Source organism: Bacilliculturomica massiliensis (assembly GCF_900605495.1).
Classification (GTDB): Bacteria; Bacillota; Clostridia; order Peptostreptococcales; family Anaerovoracaceae; genus Bacilliculturomica; species Bacilliculturomica massiliensis.
In genome coordinates, this window is sequence record NZ_LR027603.1 from 1,572,179 (window position 1) to 1,597,483 (window position 25,305).

The window sequence follows — 25,305 nt, forward strand, 5'->3', positions numbered from 1 at the left end:
GGATCTGTGAACGTTCGGGGTAAAGGAGAAGAAATAATGAAAAAAATGATGGTGTTTGTACTTTGCACGATAATGACCGTTTCTCTGCTCACCGGCTGCGTCGGAAAACCGCAGCAAAGCGGCTCCGGCAGCGCCGGAAACGGCGGAGGGTCCGGCGCCGAATCCGGCCTGGACGGGGGCGGAAGCCTGGGTACGGGAAAACTGAATTATTCCAATATGGCGGATCAGGACATCCGGGATCGTCTGGCCGACCGCATGACCGCCGCAGGGATCCGGCAGGAATACGCCGACGACTTTTTCGCCATGGTCGTGGATTATAACGGGCTGATGGGCGACCTGAGCGAATTTCACGACGGATTTACTTCAGTGGACGCGTCCGCTGTCGAATACGCAGAAGATACTTATACGCTCTGGATGGACCAGAGAAACTACGCCGATGCCAACTGCAGGATCACAGCGTTTATGCTGATGCAGGGCCTTATCACGACCGGCGCTTCCCAGGACGCGGACTCTTTCCTCGCCGCGGATACGGACGCCCTGGACAATTACGCGCCGTGCAAGTTCTCAGCGGAACAGCGGGGCCGGTTTGCCGCCCTGTTCAACCCCGTCTCTGTGGAACCCACGCTGGATTCTCAGGCAGTGCTGAGCGCCCTGCAGAATCAGTGGAAGACCCGGGGTATCAGCTTTGATGAGGGACCGGTGTCACTGGTCAGCGTCCTCATGCACAGCGAACTGGACAATATCGGATATATCGGCCACACCGGCGTCATGATCGAGGACAGCCAGGGCGTGCTCTTTATCGAGAAACTGGCCCCCACAAGCCCTTATCAGGCGCTGTCCTTCTCTTCAAAGGAGGAAGTCCGTGATTACCTTCTCAACAACTATGGTACATACTACACAGAAGGCGTATCCGCAAAGCCGGTGATCCTTCTGAACGATCAGGCGTTTCAATAAGGCGGCCGTCGCTTCAATCCAGCCGCGCGCTGAGAACAGCTAGGAGCAAATCACTTTCAATTTGTGGATGGCTGTCGCTTCAATCCAGCCGCTTGACAAGAACAGAGGTGCTTGCCGCAGAATAAAAATCTGCGGCAAGCACCTCTTCTCTGTTTCTTCAGCTGATCTTCCCGTGTATCATCCACATTGGATCTATCGTGGCGGGCATCGAGGATCTGCGGGTGGGCGGAAGATTGTGGGGGCGGAAGATCTGCAAGACCGGCGGGCGGACTGATCCACGGGCGCGGGATCGCAGGCTGTGAAATAGATGGCCGCGGCGTGGATGGACTGTGTGATCCCCGTCGATGGACGGAGGGATCGGCAGTTCTGCAAAACCGGCGGGCGGACTGATCCACGGGCGCGGGATCGCAGGCTGTGAAATAGATGGCCGCGGCGTCGATGGACTGTGTGATCCCCATCGATGGACGGAGGGATCGGCAGTTCTGAAAGACCGGCGGGCGGGCTGATCCACGAGCGCGGGATCGCAGGCTGTGAAATAGATGGCCGCGGCGTCGATGGACTGTGTGATCCCCATCGATGGACGGAGGGATCGGAAGATCTGCAAGACCGGCGGGCGGACTGATCCACGGGCGCGGGATCGCAGGCTGTGCGATAGATGGCCGCGGCGTCGATGGACTGTATGATCCCCATCGATGGACGGAGGGATCGGCAGTTCTGCAAGACCGGCGGGCGGACTGATCCACAGGCGCGGGATCGCAGGCTGTGAAATAGGTGAAAACAGCAAAAAAAATCGATTATCACCGAAAAACATGGAAAAATCGGTGCTGATCTCTCAATAATCGATGCCAAATATGTGAGAACTTAATAAAAAATTGATTTTCACCTATTTGACAGCCCTTTTTCGGTGAGATCGGGAAAAAAATCTAGATCTCACCTAATTACCTTCAGCGTATGCCGCTGTATGCCGCTGAATCGGCTGCCGACGGCTCAAAAAGACCGGTATCGCTCCGGGGACCCGCACCCATCCACCCCGGTAATCAAGACCAGCCCCGGTGAAGGCGCAACATCGAAAAATATCAGCGCCCTATCCGGCTCTGCAGATCCGGAAAGGGCGCTTCATGCAGTTGCTGACACAGACCTATGGCGCAGCGTTTCCTTAACTTCCTTGATTTCCTCGCTTTCCTTACTTTATATGACGTCCATTAGACCTGGACTGATCGCTGTAAGCATCCGGTCAGATCACCGTGCCGGGGTTCATGATGTTGTCCGGGTCGAACACCTTCTTGATGCCCCGCATCAACTCCAGCTCCGCGGGATCTTTCTGCCGCAGCAGATCATTTACCCGTATTTTTCCCACCCCGTGCTCGCCTGTGATGGTACCGCCGTGGCTGAAGCAGGCGTCGTACATCCGCTGTTTCAGCTCCGCCGCATAGTTCGGTATTTTTCCGTCCACATAGAGGATATCGTTATGCACATTGCCGTCGGCGATGTGAGCGATCACATTAGTCCCAGTGTGGTATTCTTCCGCCAAATGTTTCAGATCCCCGATAAACGCCGGCACCTGCGACACGGGCACCGCCATGTCGAAGGAATCGCAGATGTCATTTTTGATGTATTCATAGTGCTGGCTGCGGACCAGAAGCAGCTCGTCCTGCTCCCGTTTCTTGCCTGCGAAGAGGGTTTCCAGGCAGCTGTTTTTCCTGCAGATCTCGTTGATCTCCCTCACTGAATTATAAAGCTGCTCCTCCGTCTTCTCCGACAGGATGATAAGCAGATCCGAATCCCCTTCCTTCGCCTGCCACTCCAGCCCCAGCATCTCCGCCGTACCTACGAAAAGACGTTTATCCATATACTCCACTGCCAGCGGAACGGAGCCGCTTTTCAGAATATCCATGACCGCCCGGCAGGCGTTTTCAAAGTGTGGAAACGGCGCTACAATAGTGGCGGAATATTTGTCCTTCGGATAGATCTTCAGGATCACTCTCGTTATCACGGCCAGTGTTCCCTCACTGCCAAGAAGCAGCTGGGTCAGATTGTAACCGGCGTTGTTCTTGATCAGTTTGCCTCCCAGCTCCAAAACCTCTCCACTGGGCAGAACAGCCTCCACACCCATGATGTGCTTGCGCATGACTCCGTGTCTCACCGCCCGGGCGCCCCCGGCGTTGGTGACCGCCATGCCGCCCATCTGAGCGCCTTCGTCTCCGGGATGCACGGGAAAGCTCAGTCCCTCGTATTTTTCCAGCTCCGTCAGCAGTTCCATCAGCGTGACGCCGGCCTCCAGCACCGCCATCATGTTGTCCGCGTCGATCTCCACAATACGATTCATTCGTTCCATAGAGATGACGATGCTCGAATAGATGGGCGTGCATCCGCCGGCCAGCCCTGTTCCGCCGCCCCGCACCACAACGGGGATCTTTTCCCGGCTGGCCAGCTTCATGATCTGAGACACTTCCTCTGTACGCCCCGGCTTTACTACCACGAAATCTCTGCTCGGCTCCGGCCGGTAAGTCTCCTCCACCTGATCAAAAATGTAAGACTGGATCTGTTCCCGATCCGCCGTCACATAGTCCGGACCTGTAATATCGATCAGTTCCCGTATGATCTGCTCTCTCATTGCTCCAGCCCCCCTTCCGCCGATTCCACAGGACGTTCTCCATCCGCTGTCCCTTCATCATCTGCCGGCCTGCCTGATCTGTCCGCCTGCCGGCCGCCTTTTCCCCAGGCCGCGATCATCTGCGGCACGATCTCGTACAGATCTCCCACAAAACCATAATCCGCCAAACGGAAAATCGGCGCCGAGGGATCTGTGTTCACCGCCACGATCATGTCGGACTCTTTCATTCCCGCCAGATGCTGCGGCGCTCCCGATATGCCGCAGGCGATATAGACCTTTGGCTTCACCCGGTTCCCGCTGTATCCCACCTGTCTGGCCGACGGCGCCATCCCCGCGTCCACCAACGCTCTCGATACGCCCAGCTGACCGCCCAGGGCCTGGGCCAGTTCTGACAGCATCTCCAGATCCTCTTTTCTGCGGACGCCGCGGCCGGCCGCCACGATGACCTCAGCCTCTGAAATGTCCAGGTCGCCCAGCGGAATATTCTCCACCACCTGACTGAGGACATCCGCGCTGCGGCAGGGTCTTCTCACTTCGATCTTTACGGGAAGCTTTTCATCCCGCTTTGCCTCGCGGAACTCCTTGTAGCGGACTGTCGCCATCTGGGGATCCGCTGCAGTTCTGATATGAGCAAAAATATTGTCGCTGAACGCCGGGCGGATCTGGATCAGCCTGCCGTCCTCATCCAGCTGAAGATCCGTACAGTCAGCCGTCAGCCCTGTGCCAAGAGCAGCCGCCACTCTGGGGGCCAAAGATCTGCCGAAGGCGGTGGCGCCCATGAGCACTGTCTCCGGCTTTTTTTCCCGGATAAAATCTACGATATTTTCTTTATAAAACAGTTCTTCCTGCTGCTCAAATTCCTCTCCCTGTATGTAATACACCGTGTCGGCGCCGCGGAAATTCAATTCCTGGGCCGCCAGGCCCGCCGGCCCCAGAAGGAGACAGTCAAGCGCCGTGTCCGGCCTGCGCTTCAGCCCGGAAGCCTTGTTTAAAAGCTCGTAGCTCACTCTGTGAATTTCGCCTCCGCACTGTTCCGCAATAACCAGAATACCGCCGAATCCGTTTTCATTTTTCATGCTGTTCTCACCGCCCATCATCTGCAGCCCTCCTGAATGATCCCTCTTTCCACCAGCTTTTCACCTACCACTCGGATAAACCGGTCCGCATCTTCCCGGATCAGAAGATTTTCCTTCTGCAATTCTTCCGGCACCCGTATCTTCGCCACCTTTGTGGGCGACCCCTTAAAACCGGTCTCATCTGCCGTGAGAAGTCCGTTCAGATCCTCCAGGCCTATGGTTTCTATGGAAATTTCCAGCGATTCCAGTTTTCTTCTCACTGTGGGCAGTTTCGGCGACGCGATGTTTTTCGTGACTCCCACCACCGCCGGCAGTGTCAATCGCCTGATCTGTTTCCTTCCTCCCAGATTCTCGACGGTGACGAAGGCCTCCGCCACTGACAGGCTGATCTTCTCCGCATAATACGCGTGTGGCAGGCCCAGGAACTCCGCTGTCTCGGCACCCACCTGCGCCGTGTCGCCGTCCACGGATTTCTCTCCGCAGAGGATCAGATCGAATCCGCCCAGCCTGCGGACAGCCGCCGCCAGCGTTCTGGCAGTAGCGCAGGTGTCCGACCCTCCAAAGGCGCGGTCGGTGAGCAGCACACAGCGGTCAGCGCCTCTGGCGTACGCGTCCCGCAGGGATTTTTCCGCCCGTGGCGGCCCCATAGTCAGTACCGTGATCTCCGCCGGTTCTTCAGTTTCCGCGTGAGATCCCGCTTCTGTGTCCCCTTCCGGCCGCGTCCCTGCCCGCGCTCCCTCCTGCGTGCGCAGTTGCTCCTTCAGATCCACGGCGGCCTGCAGCGCACTCTCATCGAAGGGATTGATCTCAGCCTCCGCGGAAGACCGGTCCACTACGCCCCTCTCGCTGTCGAATTTCACTCGCTCCATATCGGGTACTTCTTTCACCAAAACAAGTATCTTCATTTTCCTCTCCTCGCCGCGCGTTATGCGGACAGCTGTGTTTCGATTTGTCTCGGCAGGCGACCGTCAGCCCTTCCGCCCCCTGCTTCAATTCAGTATCAGATCCATGATTGAGTCCTGCAAACGGCCAGAGCCCTTTGGTCCGGTTCAAATCCTTCCCTTCAGTTCCGGTCACTCAGACCTGCCTCTATCCATTCATGTCCCCACGCCTTATTTGTTCTGTGGTCTTACCACTTAAACTGTAACACACCATTTATCGTTTTGCAACCGCTTTTCATTTGATTTTTTCTGATATGATTCTTCTCCGCAACTCGCTTGCCGCCGGAGCTTTGAATCAAAATGACGATTCTGAGCGTTCCGGTGCTGCATTGCATTTCTCACGCACACAGATACGCTCGGCCTGAGACCCCTATGCCATTCTCAATTGAATCTGACGGAACAATATAGTACAATATTCATATCGCAGCTGGCGCGCTAAAGGCAAAGATAGAGCTTAGCGTTTATGGTACAATGTTCCTACCCCGCGACTGGCGAGCCAAAGGCGAAGACAGAGCTTAGCGTTTATGGTACAATAAAGCCAGAAAACACTTTGTACGCGGGCAGACGACCGTGAAGATAAAGAGGTAGCGAATGTTTACAGCAGTGGAAAATAAAAAAATATCACAGATCGTCATCGAACAGATCCAGGACATGATCATGGACGGACGGCTGAAAGCCGGCGACCGTCTTCCTCCCGAACGCGAGCTGACGGAAATGTTTCAGATCGGCAGGCCGGCCCTTCGCGAGGCGCTGAAAGCCCTTGAGGTTCTGGGTCTTGTGGAATGCCGTCACGGTCTGGGAAATTATATCGTGAACCACGTGGAGAACAACTTCTTCAAACCGCTCTCCCTGGCTTTCAAGCTCAGCGGCGGCAATGTACGGGAGATCCTGGAACTGCGTTTCCTCATAGAGACCTTCGCCGCGCGCACAGCGGCCCGCGTTTCCACCCCTGAAGATATCGCCGTTCTCAGAGGTATTCTGGAAAGCATGATCAAAGCGCCTACTCCCGCGGAAAAATCCAGCTTTGATCAGGCCATGCACGACCAGATCGTACACATGTGCAGAAACAGCCTTATTTTAAACACCTATGAAAACGTCTCTCACCTGATGAAAAACTTTATCGCCCAGGCGGTGGACATCTCCTATTTTGCTGAAAATGATTCCGTGGAGCACATTTATGCGGAGCACCGCAACATCATTGACGCCATCGAAAAGCATCAGGAAGACCTGGCTGTCTCCTATATGAACATCCATCTGGGTAAAATCGACGAATACAGACTGCACTCCATCTGAGCTCATCATCCGCAATTTGATTCCCGCACCAACGGGCCCCCCTTCGGAACATCATGCCGGCCGGCAAATCTTTTTTTCTATAGTAATAAAAATAGGTGAGAAACGATTAAAAAATCCTTTCTCACCTATTTTTTGTGAAACGCAGCGCTAATTCTCTGTATTTCTCAGTTCAAATAGGCGAACTCCACTTTTTTATGGAGCATTCGCCTAATGATCCGTATTTATCAGGCGAAATGAGAAAATTTTCCCCGATCTCCCCCAAAACAGGCCAACTCTGTCAGCAGCATTGACTCTGTCACTGGTACCGGCACTGATCCAGGCGCTGATCCGGCCAATGTTCCCCAGCGCTGATCCCGGCGCTGATCCCGCTACTGATACCAGCCCCTGCTCCGCCGCCAGTCCTGCTCCGGATTCAGACCAGCCCATTTACCACACGAAAAGCCTCGCTTCTGCGGCCGGTCAGACAGCGGACCAGATTCATGCAGGAGACGTCCTGCAGATCGCGGAAGGCCTGCTTTGAGTAAAACGCCGAATGAGGCGTGATCAGCACATTATCTCTGCCAAGAAGAGGACAGTTCTGAAGATCCGGACTTTCCGCTTCCAGCACGTCCAGCCCGGCGGCACTGACATCTCCCCGATCCAGCGCTTCGACCAGATCTTTTTCCACCATGCAGATGCCCCGGGACAGATTCAGAAAAATGGGCTTCTTTTTCATCTTTGAAAACTTGCTCCTGTCAAAATAGCCGGTGTTCGTCTCGTTGGCGTCCATGTGGTTGGAGATAATATCCGACTGTTCCAATATCGTATCCACGTCCGCTATGGTCACGCCGTATTCCGCCGCCGTCTCTGGCGTCAGGAGCGGGTCGTTTGCCAGTATCCTCAGGCCGAAGGCCGCCGCGCGTCTGGCCACGGCTTTTCCGATCTTTCCCAGGCCGATGATCCCCAGCGTCTGTCCCTCCAGACGGTCCGGGGGAGGTATGAAATAGCATCTCCACTCTCTGCGCACCTCCACATCCCGCTGGTAATCTTTCAGCCTGCGGGACAGGGCCAGCAACATGGCCATGGTGTGGTCGGCCACCTCTCTGGTACAGTATTCTCCGATCGCGCACACGGCCACGTCCCGCCTGATGGTTTCTTCCAGGTCGATAAAATTGTAGCCGGTGGCATTGATGGAGATCGCCTTCAGTCTGCGGCAGCGGGACAGCAATTCCCTGTCAAACGGTATGTAGGCGGTCAGAACGCCGTCGGCGTCCTCTAAATGCCGGATCAGTTCCTCCTGATCCCGGTACGCATAGACCTCCACCCTCGCGTCTTCTCCCAGCTCCCGCTGAAACAGCCGGCGCTCATACTCTGTGTCCCGCCCTTTGATCTCATCTGGATAATCCGTTATCACAATTTTCATCCTCCGACCCCTTTCCCCGCTGTCCTGCAGCACGATTCTTTATTATTAGTCTGCCCTCCAAAGAGCTGTACTCTCCCGACATACGCAGTCCGGCCGCCGGCTCGGACAACGACTCATTCAGTGCCAATGGCGGCTTCGCTGTCCCCGACCCTACCTGCGCGGCCTGCTCTTCCAGCTGCGGCGACCGCCGCCTCGAACAATGACTCATTCAGTGTCTATGGCTGCTTCGCTCTCTCCGACCCTTCCTTAGCGGCCTGCTCTTCCAGCTGCGGCGGCCCTTCCGGGGACGGCAGCTCAGCGGCACGCTGCCGCTGTTCTATGTCCTCCTCACATCTACGCCGTCTCTGTCGCTGCCGGCGCGCCGCACTGGTCAGACCACGTTTCCTTTATGGTATCATATGTAACTGATGATTACAACCGAAAAAGAACGAAAAACTCCACGGCCGCGGCCGGAACAAAAACAGAAAACCGGACGCGGCTGCAAACTCTGAGTTTGTCTGACGCGTCCGGCCGTTCGTTCACTTATATAACTGAGCGGCGCTCAATCATTCACTTCTTTACTTCGGTATATTACAGTTTTCAATGGATTCTTACCGCGGCTCAATGATCAACTTGATCGCCGTCCGTTCTTCGCCGTCGATCATGATGTCGGTAAAAGCAGGTATACAGATCAGATCAATACCGCTCGGCGCCACGAACCCCCTTGCAATGGCCACCGCTTTTACTGCCTGGTTCAGCGCCCCCGCGCCGATCGCCTGAATTTCCGCTCCCCCTTTTTCTCTCAAAACTCCTGCCAAAGCTCCTGCAACAGAGTTGGGATTTGACTTTGCTGATACTTTTAAAACTTCCATTACTGTTTCCTCCCTTAAATACTTGTTTGAAAACCCTTTTGAATTAATTTTCACTTATTATATACGTCATTTCCCTGTTTATTCCTCTATTTTGGATACACGTTTTTACTATGAAACGTTCGACAAAATCTTCGTTTTTGAATATTTTGCGGTTTTTTTTCGTCGAACCCTTGCATTTCTTATCATAATTGATTATAATAACGTTGTGGTTATCCCCCTGATAACCTCATTAATCTCTAATCCCAATACCCCTTTTGAACAAAACAAACTGCTCCCCTGCAGTTTGTTTTGTTTTTTGTACAAACCTGAGCAACGGTCTGCGGCGCTGCGGGGCCGCACTTTCCTTCAGATTTGTAGGGTTTTCGGCATTTTCCGTCCCGGCCGGGCAGCTGAAGGGTGATACTCGCTTTTTTTCGGCTCCGTTCATCCTCTCGCTCGGCGGGCTTGCAAAAAATCTTTTTTCTGTTTCAAATTATATGTTACAAATGATAAAATAATGTCAGTAAAATTTGTTGTCCCTTTGATAAGGAGAAACGCACATGCGTCGAATCAGTGAACAAGTGATGCTGCCGGCCTATGACCGAAACAGCTGGCGGCTTTATACAGACGGTCTTTCGGCGGCCGTCTTCGACATAGAGACCACAGGTCTGTCCTCTTCGCGGGACGCTCTCATTCTGGGCGGCGTTCTCAATGCCGGCGAACCAGGCAGCCTGCGGCAGTATCTGGCGTCTTCCCGGAGAGAGGAACCGGAGCTGCTGGCCGCCTATATGGAGGATCTGTCCGCCGCCGACATCTGGATCAGTTATAACGGCGATACCTTCGACCGGCCGTTTCTGGCCCAGCGGCTTTTCAAAAACGGTATGGGCTCCGCTCTCCCGCTACATCAGTCAGTGGATCTTTACCGGCTGTTCCGGCGCTATTCGCCCATGGCCAGGATGCTGCCTGATCTGAAGCAGACCACAGTGGAAGAAGCGCTGGGACTGGCGGATCATCGCCGAGACGTCATCACAGGCAGAGAGAGCGCCGCTCTGTATGCAGATTATGTCCGCACGGAAGATCCCGATCTGGAACGCAGGATCCTGCTCCACAATCACGATGATCTGCTCATGCTGTCCCGCCTCATCCGTGTTCTGGACAAGATGGATCTGCACCGCATCATGTTTCGCCGCGGCTTTATGACCGGCTGGGAAAACCGGCGCGCTCTGGCGGAAAAGATCACGCTGGGCAAAAACTTTGTGCGTCTGGAAGGCCATACTCGCAATGTTGAAGGCGACTATGACATTTTCAGCGACGCATTTCACTGGTCCCATCGAAAAGACGACGGGAGCTTTTCTTTGACGATCCACTGTATCTATGAAAAAAACGCCACATTTGTAGACCTGGAGAGCTTCGATGTGGATTTCGGCCCACTGACGGTCTATCCCTGCTTTATCAACGGCTATCTCCTGCTCCACGACGGACGTACGGCCTACTGCCGGGAGATCAACCACCTGGCGAAGCTGGTCCTCCAAAAGCTGCTGTCCCGGTGCTGAGCGCTGATACTGCGCCCCGCTCCGGCAGTCTCAGTCACACCGGGACCGCCGTATAAAAACGTCGGTCTCCGCGCATAACCGGGTCTTCCATACCGGATAAGAAAATTGAAAGAAAATCTCCGTAAATTTGACAGCCGGTTTGTGGTATACTTAATTATATCACTTGATCGGCAGTTCTGCAGGCTGATTCGTTCAGCGGCAGATGTCATGCACGGAATAGTTTCTCCGCAGAAGGAAATCTTAACTATGAAAAAGTACTCTTCGCCCTGCTGTTCCGCGCTGCCGTATTCCCCATATCCGGATACAGCGCCTGCCGCGTTCTCCTGCCAGACAGGAAAAACCGGGACAGGCCTGCTTTTATGCAGGAGGACAACGGCGCCGGAAGCCTGCATATCAGGGAGATCTGCGCCGGATCTAGGACTTCGGATCCGCGCCGGGGGAACTGTTCGGAAGGCTGCTGCCTTTTCAGTAAAAACATCTGCAAACAATCGAGGTGAAAACGTTGCGCACCAATTCAAGACTAGATCAGGTATTCAAAGAGGCTTTTCCCGTTCCCTTTGACGACCGCTCCCGCTTTGTATTTTTCAGCGATATTCACAGAGGAGACGACAGCCTTTCCGACGAGTTCGGGCGAAATCGGCACATCTATGAACACGCTCTGGATTATTATTACCGCCACGACTGCACTTACGTCGAGGTGGGCGACGGGGACGAGCTCTGGGAACATTCCAATTACCGGCACATCAAAACGGCCCACGCCACCACATTCGATCTGCTTCGGAAGTTCTATCAGGAAGACAGATTGTATATGCTGTTCGGAAACCACAATATGGCTCTCCGGGATCCGGAATTCGTAAAGGAGAATCTGAGCACGATCTACGACGAACTGCTGGAAAAGAACCTGGACCTGTTCCCGGATCTGGTGGTCCACGAAGCTCTCATATTAAAACACCGGATCACCCAGCAGGAGATCTTCGTGGTGCACGGAAACCAGGGCGACATGCTCAACGATCAGCTCTGGAGGATCTCTTCGTTTCTGATCCGGTATTTCTGGCGTTTCATGCACGTGGTGGGCGTAAAATATGCGGCCAGTCCCGCCAAAAACCGCGATAAGCGTCACAAGGTGGAGCGAAACTATAATAAATGGAACGAACAGCACGGCATCATGCTGATCTGCGGCCACACCCACCGGCCGCGCTTTCCGAAAACCGGCGAGCCGGCTTATTTCAATACCGGCTGCTGCATGCATCCCCGGGGCATCACCTGTCTCGAACTCATTGACGGGGAGATCAGCCTGGTGAACTGGCGGGTCCACAGCAAGCCCGACGGATCCATGTACATCAAGCGCACGATCATGCAGGGCCCTAAGCCCATCGAATGTTTCCGCTCCGATCACGAGAACCGCAAGGGGATCGGCGAGGAGGAAGCGGAGGAGACCACGGAGATCAACGAGATCTACAATCTGGTGGATCCGATAGAATAAAGGAGGACATTTATGAGCGTCAACAACACCCAACAGATCCGCGGCGCGCAGACATCCGGCGCCGCTGCAAACGCCCCCGCCATGAAAGACATCGCCGCCCGTGTGAAGGCGGACAGCTTCCGCATGGCCGCTCTTTCCAACGAGCTGAGAAATAAGGCCCTGAATGCGGTCTCCTGCGCTCTGGAGGAACACAGAGAAGAGATCCGGCGGGCTAACGAACTGGATCTCGCCAGAGCAGAAGAAGCCCAGATCCCGGCTCCTGTGCTGAAGCGTCTCCGATTTGACGAACATAAACTGGCCGATGTAAAGGCGGGCATCGAAAGTCTTATCTCTCTGCCCGATCCGCTTTTCCGTCCGCTTCTGACCCGGCAGCTGGATCAGGATCTGATCCTGAAAAAGGTCACCTGCCCCATCGGCGTCATCGGCGTCATCTTCGAATCCCGGCCGGACGCGCTGGTGCAGATCGCCGCCCTCTGCCTGAAAAGCGGCAACTGCGCCATTCTCAAAGGCGGCAGCGAGGCGGCGAATACCAACCGGGCCCTGTTTGACGTCATCTACGCGGCCGGGACCGGCGCCGGCGTCCCCGAAGGCTTCCTGACGCTGGTGGAGAGCCGGTCGGAGATCGACGAGCTGCTCACCTGCGACGGTTCCATCGATCTGCTGATCCCCCGGGGCTCCAACGCTTTTGTTCAGTATATTATGGACCACTCGAAGATCCCCGTCATGGGCCACGCGGACGGCGTCTGCCATATCTATGTTGACAAAGACGCCGACGTGGACAAGGCGGTGCCTATCATCGCCGACGCCAAGACCCAGTATGCGGTGGCCTGCAACGCGGTGGAGACCATCCTGGTACATAAGGATATCGCTCCCGCTCTGCTCCCCGCTCTGAAAAAGGCTCTGGACGACAGATCGGTAAAGATCCGGGGCACAGCCGGGATACGCGCCTTCATCGACTGCGAATCCGCCGGCGACGAAGATTTTGGCCATGAATTTTCCGATTACATTCTGGCCATGAAAACGGTGGATGGGCTTGACGAGGCCATCTATCATATTAACCGTTTTGGCTCCCATCACACGGACTGCATCGTCACGGAAGATGCGGAGGCGGCGGAACGCTTCATGCTGCTGGTGGACTCCGCCGGCGTCTATCAGAACTGCTCCACCCGGTTTGCCGACGGCTTCCGGTACGGCTTTGGAGCCGAAGTGGGTATCAGTACCGGCAAGCTTCATGCCAGAGGCCCTGTCGGGCTGGACGGGCTGGTCACTTACAAGTATAAGCTCTTCGGAAACGGCCAGATCGTGGCAGATTACGCGGAAGGACGCCGTTCCTTCCACTTTGAGGATATAAAATGAGATCCGGCAGTGATGAGCCGGAACGCTGTCAGTTGACAAGAAGGGAGGCCTGCAAATGACCTATTGGATTTTTCTTATAGCCGCCGTCGTCGTAGCCATCTTTTCAAATAAGATCGAGCAGGCGGCTCAGTGCGACGGCAAGTTGAGAAATTTACTGCTGATCCTGTGCGCCGGCGTCCTGATCACCATCAATATACCGCCGCTTTTCCGGCTTTTCTGATCCCATGGATAAAAAAACGCTTCCCGACAGCGCTCTGCAGCGCAGCGGGAAGCGTTTTTCATTGCTTTTTCCTTGCAGATCTTATTGCTTACAGCTTTATAACAGTGCCGGTCTTTCCGTCCAGAGCGTCCACCGCGCTGTACAGCGATGTGATGATCGCTTTCTTTCCGGGATTGGCTCTTGCGAATTTGATGGCGGCCTGTACCTTGGGCAGCATGCTGCCGGGGGCAAAATGCCCTTCCTCGCAGTACTTTTCCGCTTCCGCCACGGTCATCTCCGCCAGATCCTTCTGATCCGGTTTATTGAAGTTGATCGCCACACGGTCTACTTCCGTCAGGATCATCAGGATATCCGCTCCTGTCTTTTCCGCCAGCAGCTCTGCGGCGAAATCCTTGTCGATCACCGCAGCCACGCCTTCCAGCTCTCCGTTGTCCTTCTTGATCACCGGAATGCCTCCGCCTCCGCAGGTGATCACGATGGTGGAATCCCACAGTCTGTTCACAGAATCGATCTCATAGATCTCCGTGGGGATGGGGGACGCTACCACGCGGCGGAAGCCTCTGCCGGCGTCCTCTTTCATGGCGTAGCCCTTGGCTTCCATCTCTTTCGCTTCTTCCGCGCTGTAGAAGGGGCCGATGGGCTTGGTGGGATTCTTGAATCCCGGATCGTCCTTATCCACCACCATCTGGGTCACCAGAGTGACGACAGGAATGTCTCCTCTTCCGATGCCCGCCAGCGCCGGCTTCATACCCTGCTGGATGTGATAGCCGATATAGCCCTGACTCATGGCGCCGCAGACGTCAAAAGGCATGGCCGGAGTGGTCTCCCTGGCTGTCTCGGAAGCCAGCAGGATCCTTCCCACCTGGGGTCCGTTGCCGTGGACGATGGCGATCTCATGGCCTCTCTTCACGATCTCCGCGATATATCCGCAGGTTTTCTTTACTACTTCCAGCTGCGCATCGGCCGTCGCCGGTCCTTTGGCGTCCTGAAGCGCATTACCGCCTAAGGCGATCACGATTTTTTCCATCTCTTAACCTTTCTTTCATTCTGTTTATTTTTCGATGACCAGAGCGATGAGCTCCATCTCCCGGTCTTCCGTGTTGATCATGCCGTGGCTCTGCCCTTCGTCTATGGTGCAGATGTCTCCGGGCTTTACCTCCGTTCTCTCGCCGTCGCCGCCCTGAAAGACGCCGCGGCCGGATAAAACATAATAGGCTTCCGTCTCGCCCACGTGCTGATGGTAGCCGATCTCCGACCAGGGCTGCAGCACTACCTTTGCGAAAAGCGTGACGCGGCCCGCAAGTTCTTCCTGATCCATGATCTCATGAAGCTCCAGGCTGCCCTTCCCGCCTCTGGGGCGTTCCACCCGTTTCATCTGTTCCGTATCTCTTACCATATTCCGCTCCTCATACGCCTGCCCCCGCTGTATCTTCCAACCGCTACACCAACAGCGCAGGAAGCACCGTAGATATCTGCGGCACGAATATGATGACCAGTACGGCCACCGCAACGATGCTTATGACATACAGCGTATAGGGGAAGGTATCTTCGATCCCCATGTTTTTATCTGTGATGCTGCACCCGGCAATGGTGGAAAGTCCCACCGGCGGCGTAATGTTGGCCAATGCAAAGTTCATGATCAGCACCATGCCGAAGTGGATCGGATCGATGCCGAAATCCAGCGCGATGGGCATGAAGATCGGTCCCAGCAGGATGATCAGAGAGGTCACCTCCGTCAGGCACCCCAGAACCAGCAGGATCGCGGACACGATGAGCAGGAACTGGGTCTGCGTATGCGCGTACTGCATGAAGAAGTCGCTGATCATAGCGGGGATCTTCTCCATAGTCAGGACCCAGCTGAACGCGTTGCAGACGGCGATAACGATCAGGATCGTGGCCGATGTGACCGCCGTATCGACCATGATAGTCTTGAACCGTTCAAATTTCAGTTCGCCGTAGGCGATGGACAAGATCAGTCCATAGATCACGGCTCCCACCGCGGCTTCCGTAGCGGTCATCAGTCCGCTGAAGATGCCTCCCAGGATGATGACCGGAGTCATCAGCGGCAGAAACGCCTCTCCGAAGATCTTCATGAATTCCCTGCCGGAGAGCTTTTCTTTGTTGATGGTACCGAAATGATGTCTGTGTGAGATGATGCCTGCGTAAACGCACAGCAGCAGCGTCAGGAGGATGCCGGGAATGAATCCGGCCACGAACAGCTTTCCGATGGAAATGTTCGTAGTGATCCCCAATACTACCATGGTAATGCTGGGAGGTATAATGAGTCCCAGTACCCCGGAAGGTCCGATGAGACTGGCGATGAATGCATTGCTGTACTTCTGTTCCTTCATTTCAGGCACCAGTACGGAACCTACCGCAAAGGTAGTGGCCACTGTGGAACCGGATACCGCGCCGAACAGAGCGCAGGTCGTGACGCCGGTCATGGCCAGACCGCCGGGCAGCCAGCCCACCAGCACGTTTGCCAGACGCATAAGCCGCTTGGTCAATCCGCCCTCCCCCATGATATTTCCCGCCAGAATGAACAGCGGAAGAGCCAGCAGAGAGAAGGAATTGGCTCCTGCAAACATGCGCTGGACCATCATTTCCAGGGAAAAGCCCTTCATGATCATGACGCCGCTGGTGACGGTCCCCATGGTAAACGCGATGGGAAGTCCCATGAACAACAGAGCGAAGAAGGAAATTAAAATGCCTATGATCATGCGATCTTTCCTCCTTTCGTCTTCATAAAACGGATCAGGTCAATGATCACGTAAACTACGGACGCCACTCCGCTGAGCGGCAGCACGCTGTAGACCAGCCCCATAGGCCACTGCAGCGACGAGGAAGTCGTGGCCATGGACAGCGATGACAATTTGATCCCAAAGATCACCAGTACTCCAAAGAAGAGGATCATCAGGATATGTATGAACACGCCCAGCACCATTCTGATCTTGTCAGGCGCCATGTTCACAAAGAAGTTGACGGAGAGATGGCTTTTTCTTTCCAGCGCCAGACTGCAGCCCAGAAAGGTCAGCCAGATCATGAAGAACCGCGCCAGCTCCTCCGCCCAGGGCAGTGAGATGTGCAGCATACGGGTCCCCACCTGCAGCGCCACGATGACCGTCAGCCCTACCATGGTGATCATACAGCACCACACCAGAACGGTAGTGATACCTTTTGATATTTTTGTTAACATAGTCGAAAGCTCCTTTTCCGCAGTTTACTGCCAGCCGGACGCTTCTCTGTAAATGTCCATGAGCTCCTGCCCGAAGACATCCTTTTCCCACTTGTCGTATACCGGCATCATGGCTTTGCGGAACGCTTCCTTATCCACGTCGTCGTTGATGATCATGCCTCTGTCTTCCAGCGTCTTCAGGTTTTCCGACTCGACAGCGTCGTTGGCCGCTCTCACATCTTTCGAAAGAACAGCGGCTTCATCCAGGATGATCTGCTGATCTTCCGGGCTGATCTTATCCCAAACGTTGTTGCTGACCACCATCATGACAGTGTTGTAGAAGTGGCCGCTGAGGGACAGGTATTTCTGTACTTCGTTCAGATTTGCGGAAACGATGGTGGGCAGAGGATTTTCCTGAGCGTCCACCACGCCCTGCTGAAGCGCTCCGTACAATTCGCTGAACGCCATGATCGTGGGCAGCGCTCCCACCTGCTCGAAAGCGTCTACCCGCAGCTTTGTCTGTGCCACGCGGATCTTCATTCCCTTCAGGTCTTCCGGCTTTACGATCGGTTTGGTGTTGTTGGTAATGTGACGATAGCCCCATTCCACGTAGCCGATCTCTTTCATTCCTTTATCGCTCATAATATTCGCCAGATATTCTCCGAACGCACCGTCGTAAGCGGCGCGGGCATGGTCGATATCTTTCCACATATAGGGCAGGTCCTCGATGGCCATTTTCATGTCGAGCGATTGCATGGAACCGCACATGATAGCGCCCGCTTCCAGCGATCCGATCTGGATCTGCTCCAGCATCTCCGTCTCTGAACCCAGCTGGCTGTTGGGAAATACCTCGATGGTGACTCTTCCCTCGGTCTTTTCTCCGATGGTATCCGCAAATTCCGCGATGAGATCGCAGGCAGGCGTTCCCTCGGCCAGAGCGTGACCCATTCTGATCGCTACGGTCTCGCCGCCGCCTCCGCCGCTTCCTCCACTGTTTCCGTCTCCGCCTCCGCAGGCTGACAGGCCGACCACCAGCGTCAATCCGACGATCAGTGCGATTATCCTCTTTTTCATACCTTCTCCTCCTTTTTCCGCGTCGCCGCGCGTTATGCCATGGTAGCTACGATGACTGCTTTGATGGTGTGCATTCTGTTTTCCGCTTCGTCAAATACCACAGAGTGCTTGCTTCTGAATACTTCGTCCGTTACCTCGCGGATGTCGTAGCCCGCTTCCTTCTGCGTCTTTGCCATGGTCGTCTCGAAATCGTGGAACGCCGGCAGACAGTGCATGAAGATCACGTCCTTGTTCTCCGTCTTCGCGATCATCTCTTCCGTTACCTTGTACGGCGTCAGCAGCTTTACTCTCTCCGGGATCTGCGCTTCTTCTCCCATGGACGCCCATACGTCCGTGTACAGCACGTCCGCTCCCTTCAGGCAGCTGTCGTCGTGGCACACTTCGATGGTCGCTCCCGTCTCCGCCGCTACCGCTTTCGCTCCTGCCAGTACTTTCTCGTCCACTTTCAGCGCTTCCGGTCCGTACGCTACGAAGTGCATTCCCATCTTCGCGCATCCGTACATCCAGGCGTAGCTCATGTTGTTTCTGATATCTCCGCAGAATACCACCTTTACCTGATTCAGCGGCTTCGACACATGCTCCTCGATGGTCAGCAGGTCCGCCAGGATCTGCGTCGGGTGATCCACGTCCGTCAGGCCGTTCCACACCGGTACGCCGGAGAATTTAGCCAGGTCTTCTACCACCTTCTGGTCGAAGCCTCTGTACTCGATCCCGTCATAGAATCTGCCCAGCACTCTCGCCGTATCTTCCAGCGATTCCTTCTTGCCCATCTGGGAGCTTCCGCTGTCCAGGAACGTTACGCCCGCTCCTTCTTCCATGGCCGCCACTTCAAACGCACATCTGGTTCTCGTGGATCCCTTTTCAAACAGCAGGACAATGGTCTTTCCTCTCAGCACGTGATTTACGATCCCCGCTCTCTTTTTCGCCTTCAGATCGTGGGCCAGGTCCAGCATGTAACGGATCTCCGCCGGTGTAAAGTCCATCAGTGTCAAGAAGCTTCTTCCTTTTAGGTTTACTGCCATCTTTCCATACCTCTCTTTTCTTTTCCGCATGAGCTCCCGGATGCGGCGCCCTGCTGCAGGCAGCTCCGGCGGCGGCAGGTTCCCGGTCACTGAAGGTTCCTGTCCGCATCGATCCGCATTCGCCCCGCGGGCGCGCCTCCGGTACCGCGTCCCCGCGCACGTCATGGCAGCGGCGCAGGTCGCAGTCTGTACTTTTGATCCAAGTATCATGGATTTATTTTTAATAATACGCATATTTCGTGCCAACAGGATTTCCGGGAAAAAACGGTAAAAAACCGATGAATTAGACGAATGATTCGCAAAACTTTAAAAAAAAGAAGCAACAGCTCTTGCACCTCTTGCGCAAAAGCTGTTGCTTTCCTTCCGCCTTCCAGCCGGATACCGGACGCGGAACCGGTCCCGGTATCCCCACAGTATACTGTGCAGACAAACACAAGAAACTCCCGCCGCTCATATACTGACTCAGAGTCGTATATTTCAGCAACGGGAGTTAATTTATGGAATCTATCATATCAGTACACTTGGTATCCGCGATTTTGTTCGCGCTTTCCGCCAACATGGATAATGTGGCCATCGGCCTGGCTTACGGGATCAGAGGCGTAAACGTCCGTCTCCGCAGCAATCTGCTCATCGCCTTTATCACCAGCCTTGGCACCCTGGCTTCCATGTCCGCAGGCGCTACCCTTTCGGCCCTTCTTCCGGAAAATGTCACCGGCAATCTGGGCTGTCTCATTCTGATCGGCATGGGTCTCTGGTTCATCGTCTCATCCCTGCGCAGGAGACTGCGCCCGGCCGGTTCCGCCCAGTCAGCCGGAACCACTGAAGATTTGGCCGGCATGGAGGCTGTCATCGACAGCAGCATCACCGTAGCAGAGACAGGAGATATCGACGCCGGATCTGACCGCCCGCCCCTTCTCACCGCCGACAGCCAGACGGCCGCGGAGCCAAAGGCGGACAAAAAACTCTACATAAGCCCGAGAGAGACACTGATCCTGGCTCTTGCGCTCATGGTCAACAATCTGGGCTTCGGCGTAGGCGCCGAGATCGCAGGACTTCCGGTCCTTCTCACCTCCGCCTGCACCCTGGTATGCAGCATGCTGCTGCTCTCCGGCGGCGTTCTGCTGGGAAAGCACTTCGGAAACACCTTCGTGGGCAGATACACCGATCTGATCTCCGGATTCATCATCGTCGCTCTGGGGATCTACGAGTTTCTCATCTGAGCAAGCCCCTGTTCCCCCGCCGTATCTGCTAGAACCGGATCTTTTTCTCCAGCTCTTCCTCCAGCGTGGGCTGATCCTTCATCAGCGACTCCATGGTCAGTTCCGGTTCCGTCAAAGGCCCGGACTCAGGCATGGTCTCATTCGAGTCCGCCGCCGGTCTCTCGCTCTCAGCCCGTTCCGCCCCTGACCGCTCAGCTGGGAACGCCGCCGCTGCCGGTCCGGCCCCAACATTCAGGCTGTCAGCGTCTGTCAACGCCGCCCCGCCGCCAAGGTTCTCCGCGCCTGTCAGGGCCGCCGCCCCATCAGCGCCGCAGACTTCCCCATGCCCGCAGGCCTCATGCCCGGTATCACGACCGGTCTCATGCCCGGTATCGTTTCCGGCCGCACTTTCCCGCTCTCCGGGCGTTTCTTTCTGCTCTTCGCTGTCTGTACCGTCGATCTTGATAGCGCCCACCGTGAGCAGGCCTACCACCATCATCCTGCCCAGCGTCTGTACTCCTCTGCACACGCGCTTTTTGTCCTTGTCCTTTACGCCCTCCAGGATCTCGCCGCTCTGCTCCGCCACGTTCTTCACGTTGGTGACAACGTTCTCCACCACCCGGCCTCCGGCGTCTCCCAGTTCTTTCCTTCCCCTGCGGATCTTCCCCGGCTTCTTTTGGACTTTGCCCGCAATGAGATTCGCGGCTCCGCTGGCCGCGCCCCCAACGATCTCGCCGGTCAGGATCGTAGAATCCATAATATTCTCGCCCAGTTCGTCGATCACTTTCTTATCCGCCATCTTGCCGATCATGGAAACCGTTCCCCCAACGATGCTTCCCACGGCGATACCGGCGCACACGCCGGCTTTCTTAATCTTACCCATTCAAATCCCTCTTTATCTGATACCGACCCGTAAAATGCGGCGATCCTGCCGCCCCTACTATTTTTTTCATTGTATCACTTTTCATGCGGCTTTGCCACGGAAAATCAGCAACTTTCCTGTCGATCGGAGTCGAACCGCATTTTCCTTGCAACAATTCCCGCGCTCCTTTATAATTGAAGAAAAAGCGGGGCTCATTCCCGCCGGCCCGGCTGTAAAAAACAGCCCGGGAACAACAGGAAAAGAAAGGAATCCTCATCCATGGCGGAGCCACTAGTCAGCGTGATCGTTCCCGTCTACAACGCGGGACCCTATCTGGTAAACTGCATCAAAAGCATCCAGGAGCAGCGTTATAAAAATCTCGAAATCTTTTTAGTCGACGACGACAGCAAGGACGTCAGTCCCCTGATCTGCGATATGTACGCCAGAAACGACAGCCGGATCCGCGTCATCCGCAAACAGAACAGCGGCGTGTCCGCCACCCGAAATCTGGCCATCGATATGGCCTCCGGCGAATATCTGCAATTTGTGGACAGCGACGACTGGATCGATGAAAACGCCACCCGTCTCATGGTGGAACGTGCCCAGGAAACCGGGGCGGATCTGGTCATTTCCCACTACTGCCGGGTCCACGACGAAAAAGTATCCGTCCACGGCTTTCTGAGGCAGAGCGGCGTTCTGACGCAGAAAGAACTGGCCCGTCAACTGCTGGATGAACCGGCCAGTTTTTATTACGGCGTCATGTGGAACAAACTGTACCGGCGCAGCATCATCGACGAACACAGGATCCGCTGCAACGAAGAACTGATGTGGAGCGAAGATTTTCTCTTCAATCTGGAATACATCCGCTATGCCAAAAGCTTCTGCGCGCTGAAGACGCCTGTCTATTATTATCGGAAAAACGAAAACAGCATCGTCAGCTCTCAGCTGAACCTTGTGAAAGTGGTGAAGACGAAGGCCAACCTCTTTCCCTATTACAAACAGCTGTACACGGATATCGGCCTGTACGAACAGTATAAGGCGCAGATCTACAAATATCTTGTATCTATCGCAGAAGCGTAGAATGAAAAAAAGCGGCGCATCCGGAACTGGCTCTTTCCGGTACGCCGCTTTCTCTGTTTTCTAACCTTCGCTGTCTTTCCAGTTCTGACGATCTCCGTTTTCGCCGTCTAACATGGCGGCGTTAAAGGCGCTCTACCTGACAGACCGTCAGCAGGTCTTCTTCTACCGTAAACCGCACTTCAAATCCAGCGAATGAAAAGCCGTAGACGCGCCGTGGGTCGCTCTGATACGACGGCCGGGGATCGCAGGCCAGCACGCCTGTCAGCGCCTGACGTTTTTCCTCCGGGATCATGGAAAGCCAGCGCTCCGGAAACTCCACCTGCAGCCGGCGGGCGCTGACTGCGGCGGAAAATCCGCCCTCCGCCTCCGGATGACAGTCTGCGTATGGCACATACGGCTTAATGTCGTAGATAGGCGTCCTGTCCATCAGGTCCGCCCCGGAAACGTACAGGACAGTTCCCAGTTCCGCGTGCTTTGCCACCCGCTCCAGACGCACTGACGAAAGGCCGATGGGATTGGGCCGAAAAGGCGAACGGGTAGCAAAAACACCCATTCTCGTGTTGCCCCCCAGCCGGGGCGGCCGCACAGTAGGCGACCAGTCATCCCTCACAGCTTCGGAAAACTGCCAGATCAGCCATATATGGGAGAATCCCTCGATCCCGCGCAGCGCGTCAGGATTGCGGTACTCCGGTTCAAAGACGATCCGGGATTCCAGCGCGCTCACTATGCCGCTCTGCCGGGGTATCCCAAACTTCGTGGGAAAATCGCTGTGGATCCGGGCGATGATCTTCATGGAAGTGTTGTCCGCCGCGTCCCGCGCCATCAGAGAGCCCGTCCCATGTTGTAAGCCTGGGCCGGGAAATCCGACTTTTCAATATCTTCCCGCGCCCCGCAGCCCGTGGCCGTGATCACGCCGGCGTCCTCCCATTTCAGGTATCTGACGATGGTCCGGTAATGGGCCACGATATCCTTCATCGATTCGTCGGTGCCGTCGGCGCAGGTAGCCAGCAGGACCGCCTTCTTTCCGCTTCCCATAAGTCTGCTGTTGTTTGCGTAAAAACGGTCGATAACCAGCTTCAGCTGGGCTGAGATCCCGTAATAATAGAGCGGCGTTGCGAACACCACCAGATCCGACTCCAGCAGATGCGGATTCAGCTTTTCCATGGAATCCTCCTGTACGCATTTCGCCGTGCCTGCTCCGCAGCGGTCGCAGCCCAGACATGGCTTCACCTGCTCGAACCCGGCATCGAAGCGAAATACATCGTGTCCGGCTTCCTGCGCGCCGCGGATCAATTCATCGGCCAGAAGCGCCGAAGTACCCTTTCTGTGCGGACTGCTAGTAATGACTGTGATTTTCATGCGTCTCCTCCATTCTGACAGCGGCGCGTCCCGCCGCCTTATTTCTGTTTTCCTGCTCTATCATACCCCTTTTTGCTCCTGCGGACAAGCCTGTTCCGCTTCCAGCGCGGCCAGTCTGGCCATGGTCCCGGGTATGTCGATCTTCTGCGGACAGCGTTTCAGGCAGGCGCCGCACCGAAGGCACGCTTCCGCCCCCCGCTCCCTGCGCTCATAATCCACCACACGCCACGTCTCTCCGCTGACCCGGTATTCATTGTAGCCCTTGATCAGCAGCGGAATATCCAGCCCGGCCGGACACGCGCTGCAGCAGTACCGGCAACTGGAACAGGGCACGCCCATCTGTTCCATGAAGACAGACGCCGCCCTGCGCAGCGCCGCCTGCTCCTTTTCGTTCAACGGGTCTTCCCGCCGGAAAGTCTCCGCGTTTTCCGTCACCTGTTCTGTCGTGGACATCCCGCTGAGCACCACCTTCACATTGGGAAGTCCCATCAGGAACCGAAATCCCCAGGAAGAAAGCGACCGCTCCGGCGCGGCCTCCTTCAGAATGGCCGCGGCCTCCGGACTGAGCTGAGACAGCCGCCCGCCCTTCAGCGGTTCCATCACCCAGACCGGGATCCCCCGTCTGGTCAGCAGTTCATACTGCCCCCTGGCGTCCAACATGGTCCAGTCCAGATAATTCAGCTGGATCAGCGCCATGTCAAACCGGTCGTTCCAGCTGAGAAAACGCTCCAGGGTGCGGGGATTCGCGTGAGAAGAAAAACCGATGCAGCGGATGCGTCCGGCCTCTTTCTGCCTCTGCAGATAACCGATATAATCCTTCCCCTCATCCATATAATCGGATATGTAATTCTCGTCCAGGCCGTGAAGCATATAGACATCGAAATAATCCGTGCGGCAGCGCCGCAGCTGTTCCTCGAACACTTCCTCCACCGGCTTGCCCGATACGGCGTAAAACTTTGTAGCCAGACAGTAGCTGTCCCGCGGCCGTCCGGCCAGAGCTTCGCCCAAAAAACGTTCCGAATCGCCGTCATTGTAGGTATAAGCCGTATCAATATAATTGATCCCCAGATCCAGTGCGCAGTCCAACACCTTCCGCGCCTCCGCTCTGTGGATCCGGCCGCCTCCCTCCCCTTCCAGAGGAAACCGCAGGGCGCCGAAACCCAGCGCCGACAGAGACAGATCGTGAAATTTCTTATAATACATCGTCTTCCTTCTCCTGTGCCGCGCCCCTGCAAAACCGCCGCCCCGGCCGCCCTCCCTACCGGAACGGCATGCAGCGGCTTCAGCGCGCCCTTAAAACCAGTCTTTCGATCACCAATATTTGTTTTTCATCTCTTCTATTTCGATCAGAGTCCGATATAGTTCTTCCTGCAATTCTTTTTTAGACAGACTATTTACATACGATCGCACTTCTGCACAGTGCTCTTCCAGACACTTTTGCTCTTCGCGCTCATATTCCTCTACCTCCGCTATGTACTTGTCCGCCTCTTTCGGGTATGCTGCAAAATAGAGAGCCACCATGTGTTTGCAGATCTTCTGTGTGCCGTCCGCATGGGGGCAATTACATCTGGAACGTCTGATATGTGCGGTGTTGATCTTAACATGGTATGGTTCTTCGCCCCTCCCGGCGACCTGACCCTCATATTCATCTTCACCAACCTTCTCTAACGAAACCACTCTCTTCATCGTATAGTATTCGTAACCCCTCCATACAGACGCGCCGCTGGCCGACGTCAAGATGCTCATTCTGCCTTCCCTCCCTCCGCTTCATACGCAAACGAAACAGTTCCACTTTTTTCTATTCTGTTTTTT

24 protein-coding genes are annotated in these 25,305 nt (G+C 55.4%); 8 read left to right on the top strand and 16 right to left on the bottom strand.

All coding sequences use genetic code 11. The features are described from left to right. Window positions 1–36 precede the first annotated feature (36 nt). On the top strand, window positions 37–954 hold the full coding sequence (locus tag E0E37_RS16375) for a DUF4300 family protein (RefSeq protein ID WP_130864054.1): 918 nt from the start codon (window positions 37–39) through the stop codon (window positions 952–954). Window positions 955–2,188: 1,234 nt separating this feature from the next. Here E0E37_RS16375 and E0E37_RS16380 read toward each other — a convergent pair. From E0E37_RS16380 to E0E37_RS16390, 3 genes are read right to left on the bottom strand one after another with little or no spacing between them, the layout of a single operon-like run. Beyond that, window positions 2,189–3,568 (bottom strand): FAD-binding oxidoreductase, encoded by a 1,380-nt coding sequence (locus E0E37_RS16380; RefSeq protein WP_130864055.1) that lies wholly within the window; start codon window positions 3,566–3,568, stop codon window positions 2,189–2,191. Further along, window positions 3,565–4,665, bottom strand: coding sequence for an electron transfer flavoprotein subunit alpha/FixB family protein (locus E0E37_RS16385; protein WP_246019764.1), 1,101 nt, complete (start codon window positions 4,663–4,665; stop codon window positions 3,565–3,567). Before E0E37_RS16385 ends, E0E37_RS16380 begins: the two co-directional genes overlap by 4 nt. After that, the gene (locus E0E37_RS16390; protein WP_130864056.1) at window positions 4,662–5,549 is read right to left on the bottom strand and encodes an electron transfer flavoprotein subunit beta/FixA family protein; all 888 of its coding nucleotides are present in this window, start codon (window positions 5,547–5,549) and stop codon (window positions 4,662–4,664) included. Before E0E37_RS16390 ends, E0E37_RS16385 begins: the two co-directional genes overlap by 4 nt. 627 nt (window positions 5,550–6,176) lie before the next feature. On the opposite strand from E0E37_RS16390, the gene E0E37_RS16395 reads away from it, so the two are divergent. Continuing rightward, the gene (locus tag E0E37_RS16395) at window positions 6,177–6,878 is read left to right on the top strand and encodes a FadR/GntR family transcriptional regulator (protein WP_130864057.1); all 702 of its coding nucleotides are present in this window, start codon (window positions 6,177–6,179) and stop codon (window positions 6,876–6,878) included. 412 nt (window positions 6,879–7,290) lie between these two features. Here the strand turns inward: E0E37_RS16395 and E0E37_RS16400 are convergent, their stop codons facing one another. Together E0E37_RS16400 and E0E37_RS16405 are read right to left on the bottom strand one after the other, a co-directional pair. Next, window positions 7,291–8,280, bottom strand: coding sequence for an NAD(P)-dependent oxidoreductase (locus tag E0E37_RS16400; protein WP_130864058.1), 990 nt, complete (start codon window positions 8,278–8,280; stop codon window positions 7,291–7,293). A gap of 590 nt (window positions 8,281–8,870) precedes the next feature. Continuing rightward, on the bottom strand, window positions 8,871–9,131 hold the full coding sequence (locus E0E37_RS16405; RefSeq protein ID WP_130864059.1) for a stage V sporulation protein S: 261 nt from the start codon (window positions 9,129–9,131) through the stop codon (window positions 8,871–8,873). A 539-nt stretch (window positions 9,132–9,670) separates the two neighbouring features. Between E0E37_RS16405 and E0E37_RS16410 the strand changes: the two genes are divergently transcribed. The 4 genes from E0E37_RS16410 (at window position 9,671) to E0E37_RS16425 (ending at window position 13,722) form a co-directional block, all read left to right on the top strand. Beyond that, window positions 9,671–10,663, top strand: coding sequence for a ribonuclease H-like domain-containing protein (locus tag E0E37_RS16410; RefSeq protein ID WP_130864060.1), 993 nt, complete (start codon window positions 9,671–9,673; stop codon window positions 10,661–10,663). Between the two features lie 502 nt (window positions 10,664–11,165). Further along, window positions 11,166–12,146, top strand: coding sequence for a metallophosphoesterase (locus E0E37_RS16415; protein ID WP_130864061.1), 981 nt, complete (start codon window positions 11,166–11,168; stop codon window positions 12,144–12,146). Between the two features lie 12 nt (window positions 12,147–12,158). Continuing rightward, complete coding sequence (locus E0E37_RS16420) at window positions 12,159–13,502, top strand: glutamate-5-semialdehyde dehydrogenase (protein WP_130864062.1); 1,344 nt, start codon at window positions 12,159–12,161, stop codon at window positions 13,500–13,502. A gap of 55 nt (window positions 13,503–13,557) precedes the next feature. Further along, on the top strand, window positions 13,558–13,722 hold the full coding sequence (locus E0E37_RS16425; RefSeq protein WP_130864063.1) for a protein CrcB-like protein: 165 nt from the start codon (window positions 13,558–13,560) through the stop codon (window positions 13,720–13,722). Between the two features lie 88 nt (window positions 13,723–13,810). Here the strand turns inward: E0E37_RS16425 and arcC are convergent, their stop codons facing one another. Genes arcC through argF form a run of 6 tightly spaced genes read right to left on the bottom strand, consistent with a single transcriptional unit; the run spans window position 13,811 to window position 18,993 of the window. After that, complete coding sequence (arcC, locus tag E0E37_RS16430; protein ID WP_130864064.1) at window positions 13,811–14,749, bottom strand: carbamate kinase; 939 nt, start codon at window positions 14,747–14,749, stop codon at window positions 13,811–13,813. A 24-nt stretch (window positions 14,750–14,773) separates the two neighbouring features. Next, a complete protein-coding gene (locus E0E37_RS16435; protein ID WP_130864065.1) occupies window positions 14,774–15,118 on the bottom strand; it encodes a cupin domain-containing protein in 345 nt (114 codons plus the stop codon). A gap of 43 nt (window positions 15,119–15,161) precedes the next feature. Continuing rightward, the gene (locus E0E37_RS16440; protein ID WP_130864066.1) at window positions 15,162–16,442 is read right to left on the bottom strand and encodes a TRAP transporter large permease; all 1,281 of its coding nucleotides are present in this window, start codon (window positions 16,440–16,442) and stop codon (window positions 15,162–15,164) included. After that, a complete protein-coding gene (locus E0E37_RS16445; RefSeq protein WP_207302978.1) occupies window positions 16,439–16,918 on the bottom strand; it encodes a TRAP transporter small permease in 480 nt (159 codons plus the stop codon). The genes E0E37_RS16440 and E0E37_RS16445 overlap by 4 nt, the downstream gene beginning before the upstream one ends. A gap of 24 nt (window positions 16,919–16,942) precedes the next feature. Then, window positions 16,943–17,971 carry a TRAP transporter substrate-binding protein gene (locus E0E37_RS16450; protein ID WP_130864067.1) on the bottom strand — a complete coding sequence of 343 codons (1,029 nt, stop codon included), beginning with the start codon at window positions 17,969–17,971 and terminating at the stop codon, window positions 16,943–16,945. Window positions 17,972–18,003: 32 nt separating this feature from the next. After that, on the bottom strand, window positions 18,004–18,993 hold the full coding sequence (gene argF, locus E0E37_RS16455; protein ID WP_130863187.1) for an ornithine carbamoyltransferase: 990 nt from the start codon (window positions 18,991–18,993) through the stop codon (window positions 18,004–18,006). Between the two features lie 497 nt (window positions 18,994–19,490). Here argF and E0E37_RS16460 point away from each other — a divergent pair, with 497 nt between their 5' ends. Next, window positions 19,491–20,213 (top strand): manganese efflux pump, encoded by a 723-nt coding sequence (locus E0E37_RS16460; protein WP_130864068.1) that lies wholly within the window; start codon window positions 19,491–19,493, stop codon window positions 20,211–20,213. A gap of 28 nt (window positions 20,214–20,241) precedes the next feature. Here the strand turns inward: E0E37_RS16460 and E0E37_RS16465 are convergent, their stop codons facing one another. Continuing rightward, a complete protein-coding gene (locus tag E0E37_RS16465) occupies window positions 20,242–21,075 on the bottom strand; it encodes a hypothetical protein (protein WP_130864069.1) in 834 nt (277 codons plus the stop codon). A gap of 258 nt (window positions 21,076–21,333) precedes the next feature. Here E0E37_RS16465 and E0E37_RS16470 point away from each other — a divergent pair, with 258 nt between their 5' ends. Further along, complete coding sequence (locus tag E0E37_RS16470; RefSeq protein WP_130864070.1) at window positions 21,334–22,134, top strand: glycosyltransferase family 2 protein; 801 nt, start codon at window positions 21,334–21,336, stop codon at window positions 22,132–22,134. Window positions 22,135–22,255: 121 nt separating this feature from the next. Here E0E37_RS16470 and tsaA read toward each other — a convergent pair whose 3' ends face one another. From tsaA to E0E37_RS16490, 4 genes are all read right to left on the bottom strand, one after another. Further along, complete coding sequence (gene tsaA / locus E0E37_RS16475) at window positions 22,256–22,957, bottom strand: tRNA (N6-threonylcarbamoyladenosine(37)-N6)-methyltransferase TrmO (RefSeq protein WP_246019765.1); 702 nt, start codon at window positions 22,955–22,957, stop codon at window positions 22,256–22,258. Then, a complete protein-coding gene (locus E0E37_RS16480) occupies window positions 22,957–23,493 on the bottom strand; it encodes a flavodoxin family protein (protein WP_130864071.1) in 537 nt (178 codons plus the stop codon). The genes tsaA and E0E37_RS16480 overlap by 1 nt, the downstream gene beginning before the upstream one ends. Window positions 23,494–23,553: 60 nt before the next feature. After that, window positions 23,554–24,696, bottom strand: coding sequence for an aldo/keto reductase (locus E0E37_RS16485; RefSeq protein WP_130864072.1), 1,143 nt, complete (start codon window positions 24,694–24,696; stop codon window positions 23,554–23,556). A gap of 108 nt (window positions 24,697–24,804) precedes the next feature. Continuing rightward, window positions 24,805–25,239: an SWIM zinc finger family protein gene (locus E0E37_RS16490; protein ID WP_130864073.1), complete on the bottom strand. Its 435-nt coding sequence runs from the start codon at window positions 25,237–25,239 to the stop codon at window positions 24,805–24,807. Between the last annotated feature and the right edge of the window lie 66 nt (window positions 25,240–25,305).

What these genes read in the sequence shown, in the direction of transcription:
- E0E37_RS16375 (WP_130864054.1), top strand. Translation starts at nt 37, where the DNA reads ATGAAAAAAATGATGGTGTTTGTACTTTGCACGATAATGACCGTTTCT.
- E0E37_RS16380 (WP_130864055.1), bottom strand. Translation starts at nt 3,568, where the DNA reads ATGAGAGAGCAGATCATACGGGAACTGATCGATATTACAGGTCCGGAC.
- E0E37_RS16385 (WP_246019764.1), bottom strand. Translation starts at nt 4,665, where the DNA reads ATGATGGGCGGTGAGAACAGCATGAAAAATGAAAACGGATTCGGCGGT.
- E0E37_RS16390 (WP_130864056.1), bottom strand. Translation starts at nt 5,549, where the DNA reads ATGAAGATACTTGTTTTGGTGAAAGAAGTACCCGATATGGAGCGAGTG.
- E0E37_RS16395 (WP_130864057.1), top strand. Translation starts at nt 6,177, where the DNA reads ATGTTTACAGCAGTGGAAAATAAAAAAATATCACAGATCGTCATCGAA.
- E0E37_RS16400 (WP_130864058.1), bottom strand. Translation starts at nt 8,280, where the DNA reads ATGAAAATTGTGATAACGGATTATCCAGATGAGATCAAAGGGCGGGAC.
- E0E37_RS16405 (WP_130864059.1), bottom strand. Translation starts at nt 9,131, where the DNA reads ATGGAAGTTTTAAAAGTATCAGCAAAGTCAAATCCCAACTCTGTTGCA.
- E0E37_RS16410 (WP_130864060.1), top strand. Translation starts at nt 9,671, where the DNA reads ATGCGTCGAATCAGTGAACAAGTGATGCTGCCGGCCTATGACCGAAAC.
- E0E37_RS16420 (WP_130864062.1), top strand. Translation starts at nt 12,159, where the DNA reads ATGAGCGTCAACAACACCCAACAGATCCGCGGCGCGCAGACATCCGGC.
- E0E37_RS16425 (WP_130864063.1), top strand. Translation starts at nt 13,558, where the DNA reads ATGACCTATTGGATTTTTCTTATAGCCGCCGTCGTCGTAGCCATCTTT.
- arcC (WP_130864064.1), bottom strand. Translation starts at nt 14,749, where the DNA reads ATGGAAAAAATCGTGATCGCCTTAGGCGGTAATGCGCTTCAGGACGCC.
- E0E37_RS16435 (WP_130864065.1), bottom strand. Translation starts at nt 15,118, where the DNA reads ATGGTAAGAGATACGGAACAGATGAAACGGGTGGAACGCCCCAGAGGC.
- E0E37_RS16440 (WP_130864066.1), bottom strand. Translation starts at nt 16,442, where the DNA reads ATGATCATAGGCATTTTAATTTCCTTCTTCGCTCTGTTGTTCATGGGA.
- E0E37_RS16445 (WP_207302978.1), bottom strand. Translation starts at nt 16,918, where the DNA reads ATGTTAACAAAAATATCAAAAGGTATCACTACCGTTCTGGTGTGGTGC.
- E0E37_RS16450 (WP_130864067.1), bottom strand. Translation starts at nt 17,971, where the DNA reads ATGAAAAAGAGGATAATCGCACTGATCGTCGGATTGACGCTGGTGGTC.
- argF (WP_130863187.1), bottom strand. Translation starts at nt 18,993, where the DNA reads ATGGCAGTAAACCTAAAAGGAAGAAGCTTCTTGACACTGATGGACTTT.
- E0E37_RS16460 (WP_130864068.1), top strand. Translation starts at nt 19,491, where the DNA reads ATGGAATCTATCATATCAGTACACTTGGTATCCGCGATTTTGTTCGCG.
- E0E37_RS16465 (WP_130864069.1), bottom strand. Translation starts at nt 21,075, where the DNA reads ATGGGTAAGATTAAGAAAGCCGGCGTGTGCGCCGGTATCGCCGTGGGA.
- E0E37_RS16470 (WP_130864070.1), top strand. Translation starts at nt 21,334, where the DNA reads ATGGCGGAGCCACTAGTCAGCGTGATCGTTCCCGTCTACAACGCGGGA.
- tsaA (WP_246019765.1), bottom strand. Translation starts at nt 22,957, where the DNA reads ATGGCGCGGGACGCGGCGGACAACACTTCCATGAAGATCATCGCCCGG.
- E0E37_RS16480 (WP_130864071.1), bottom strand. Translation starts at nt 23,493, where the DNA reads ATGAAAATCACAGTCATTACTAGCAGTCCGCACAGAAAGGGTACTTCG.
- E0E37_RS16485 (WP_130864072.1), bottom strand. Translation starts at nt 24,696, where the DNA reads ATGTATTATAAGAAATTTCACGATCTGTCTCTGTCGGCGCTGGGTTTC.
- E0E37_RS16490 (WP_130864073.1), bottom strand. Translation starts at nt 25,239, where the DNA reads ATGAGCATCTTGACGTCGGCCAGCGGCGCGTCTGTATGGAGGGGTTAC.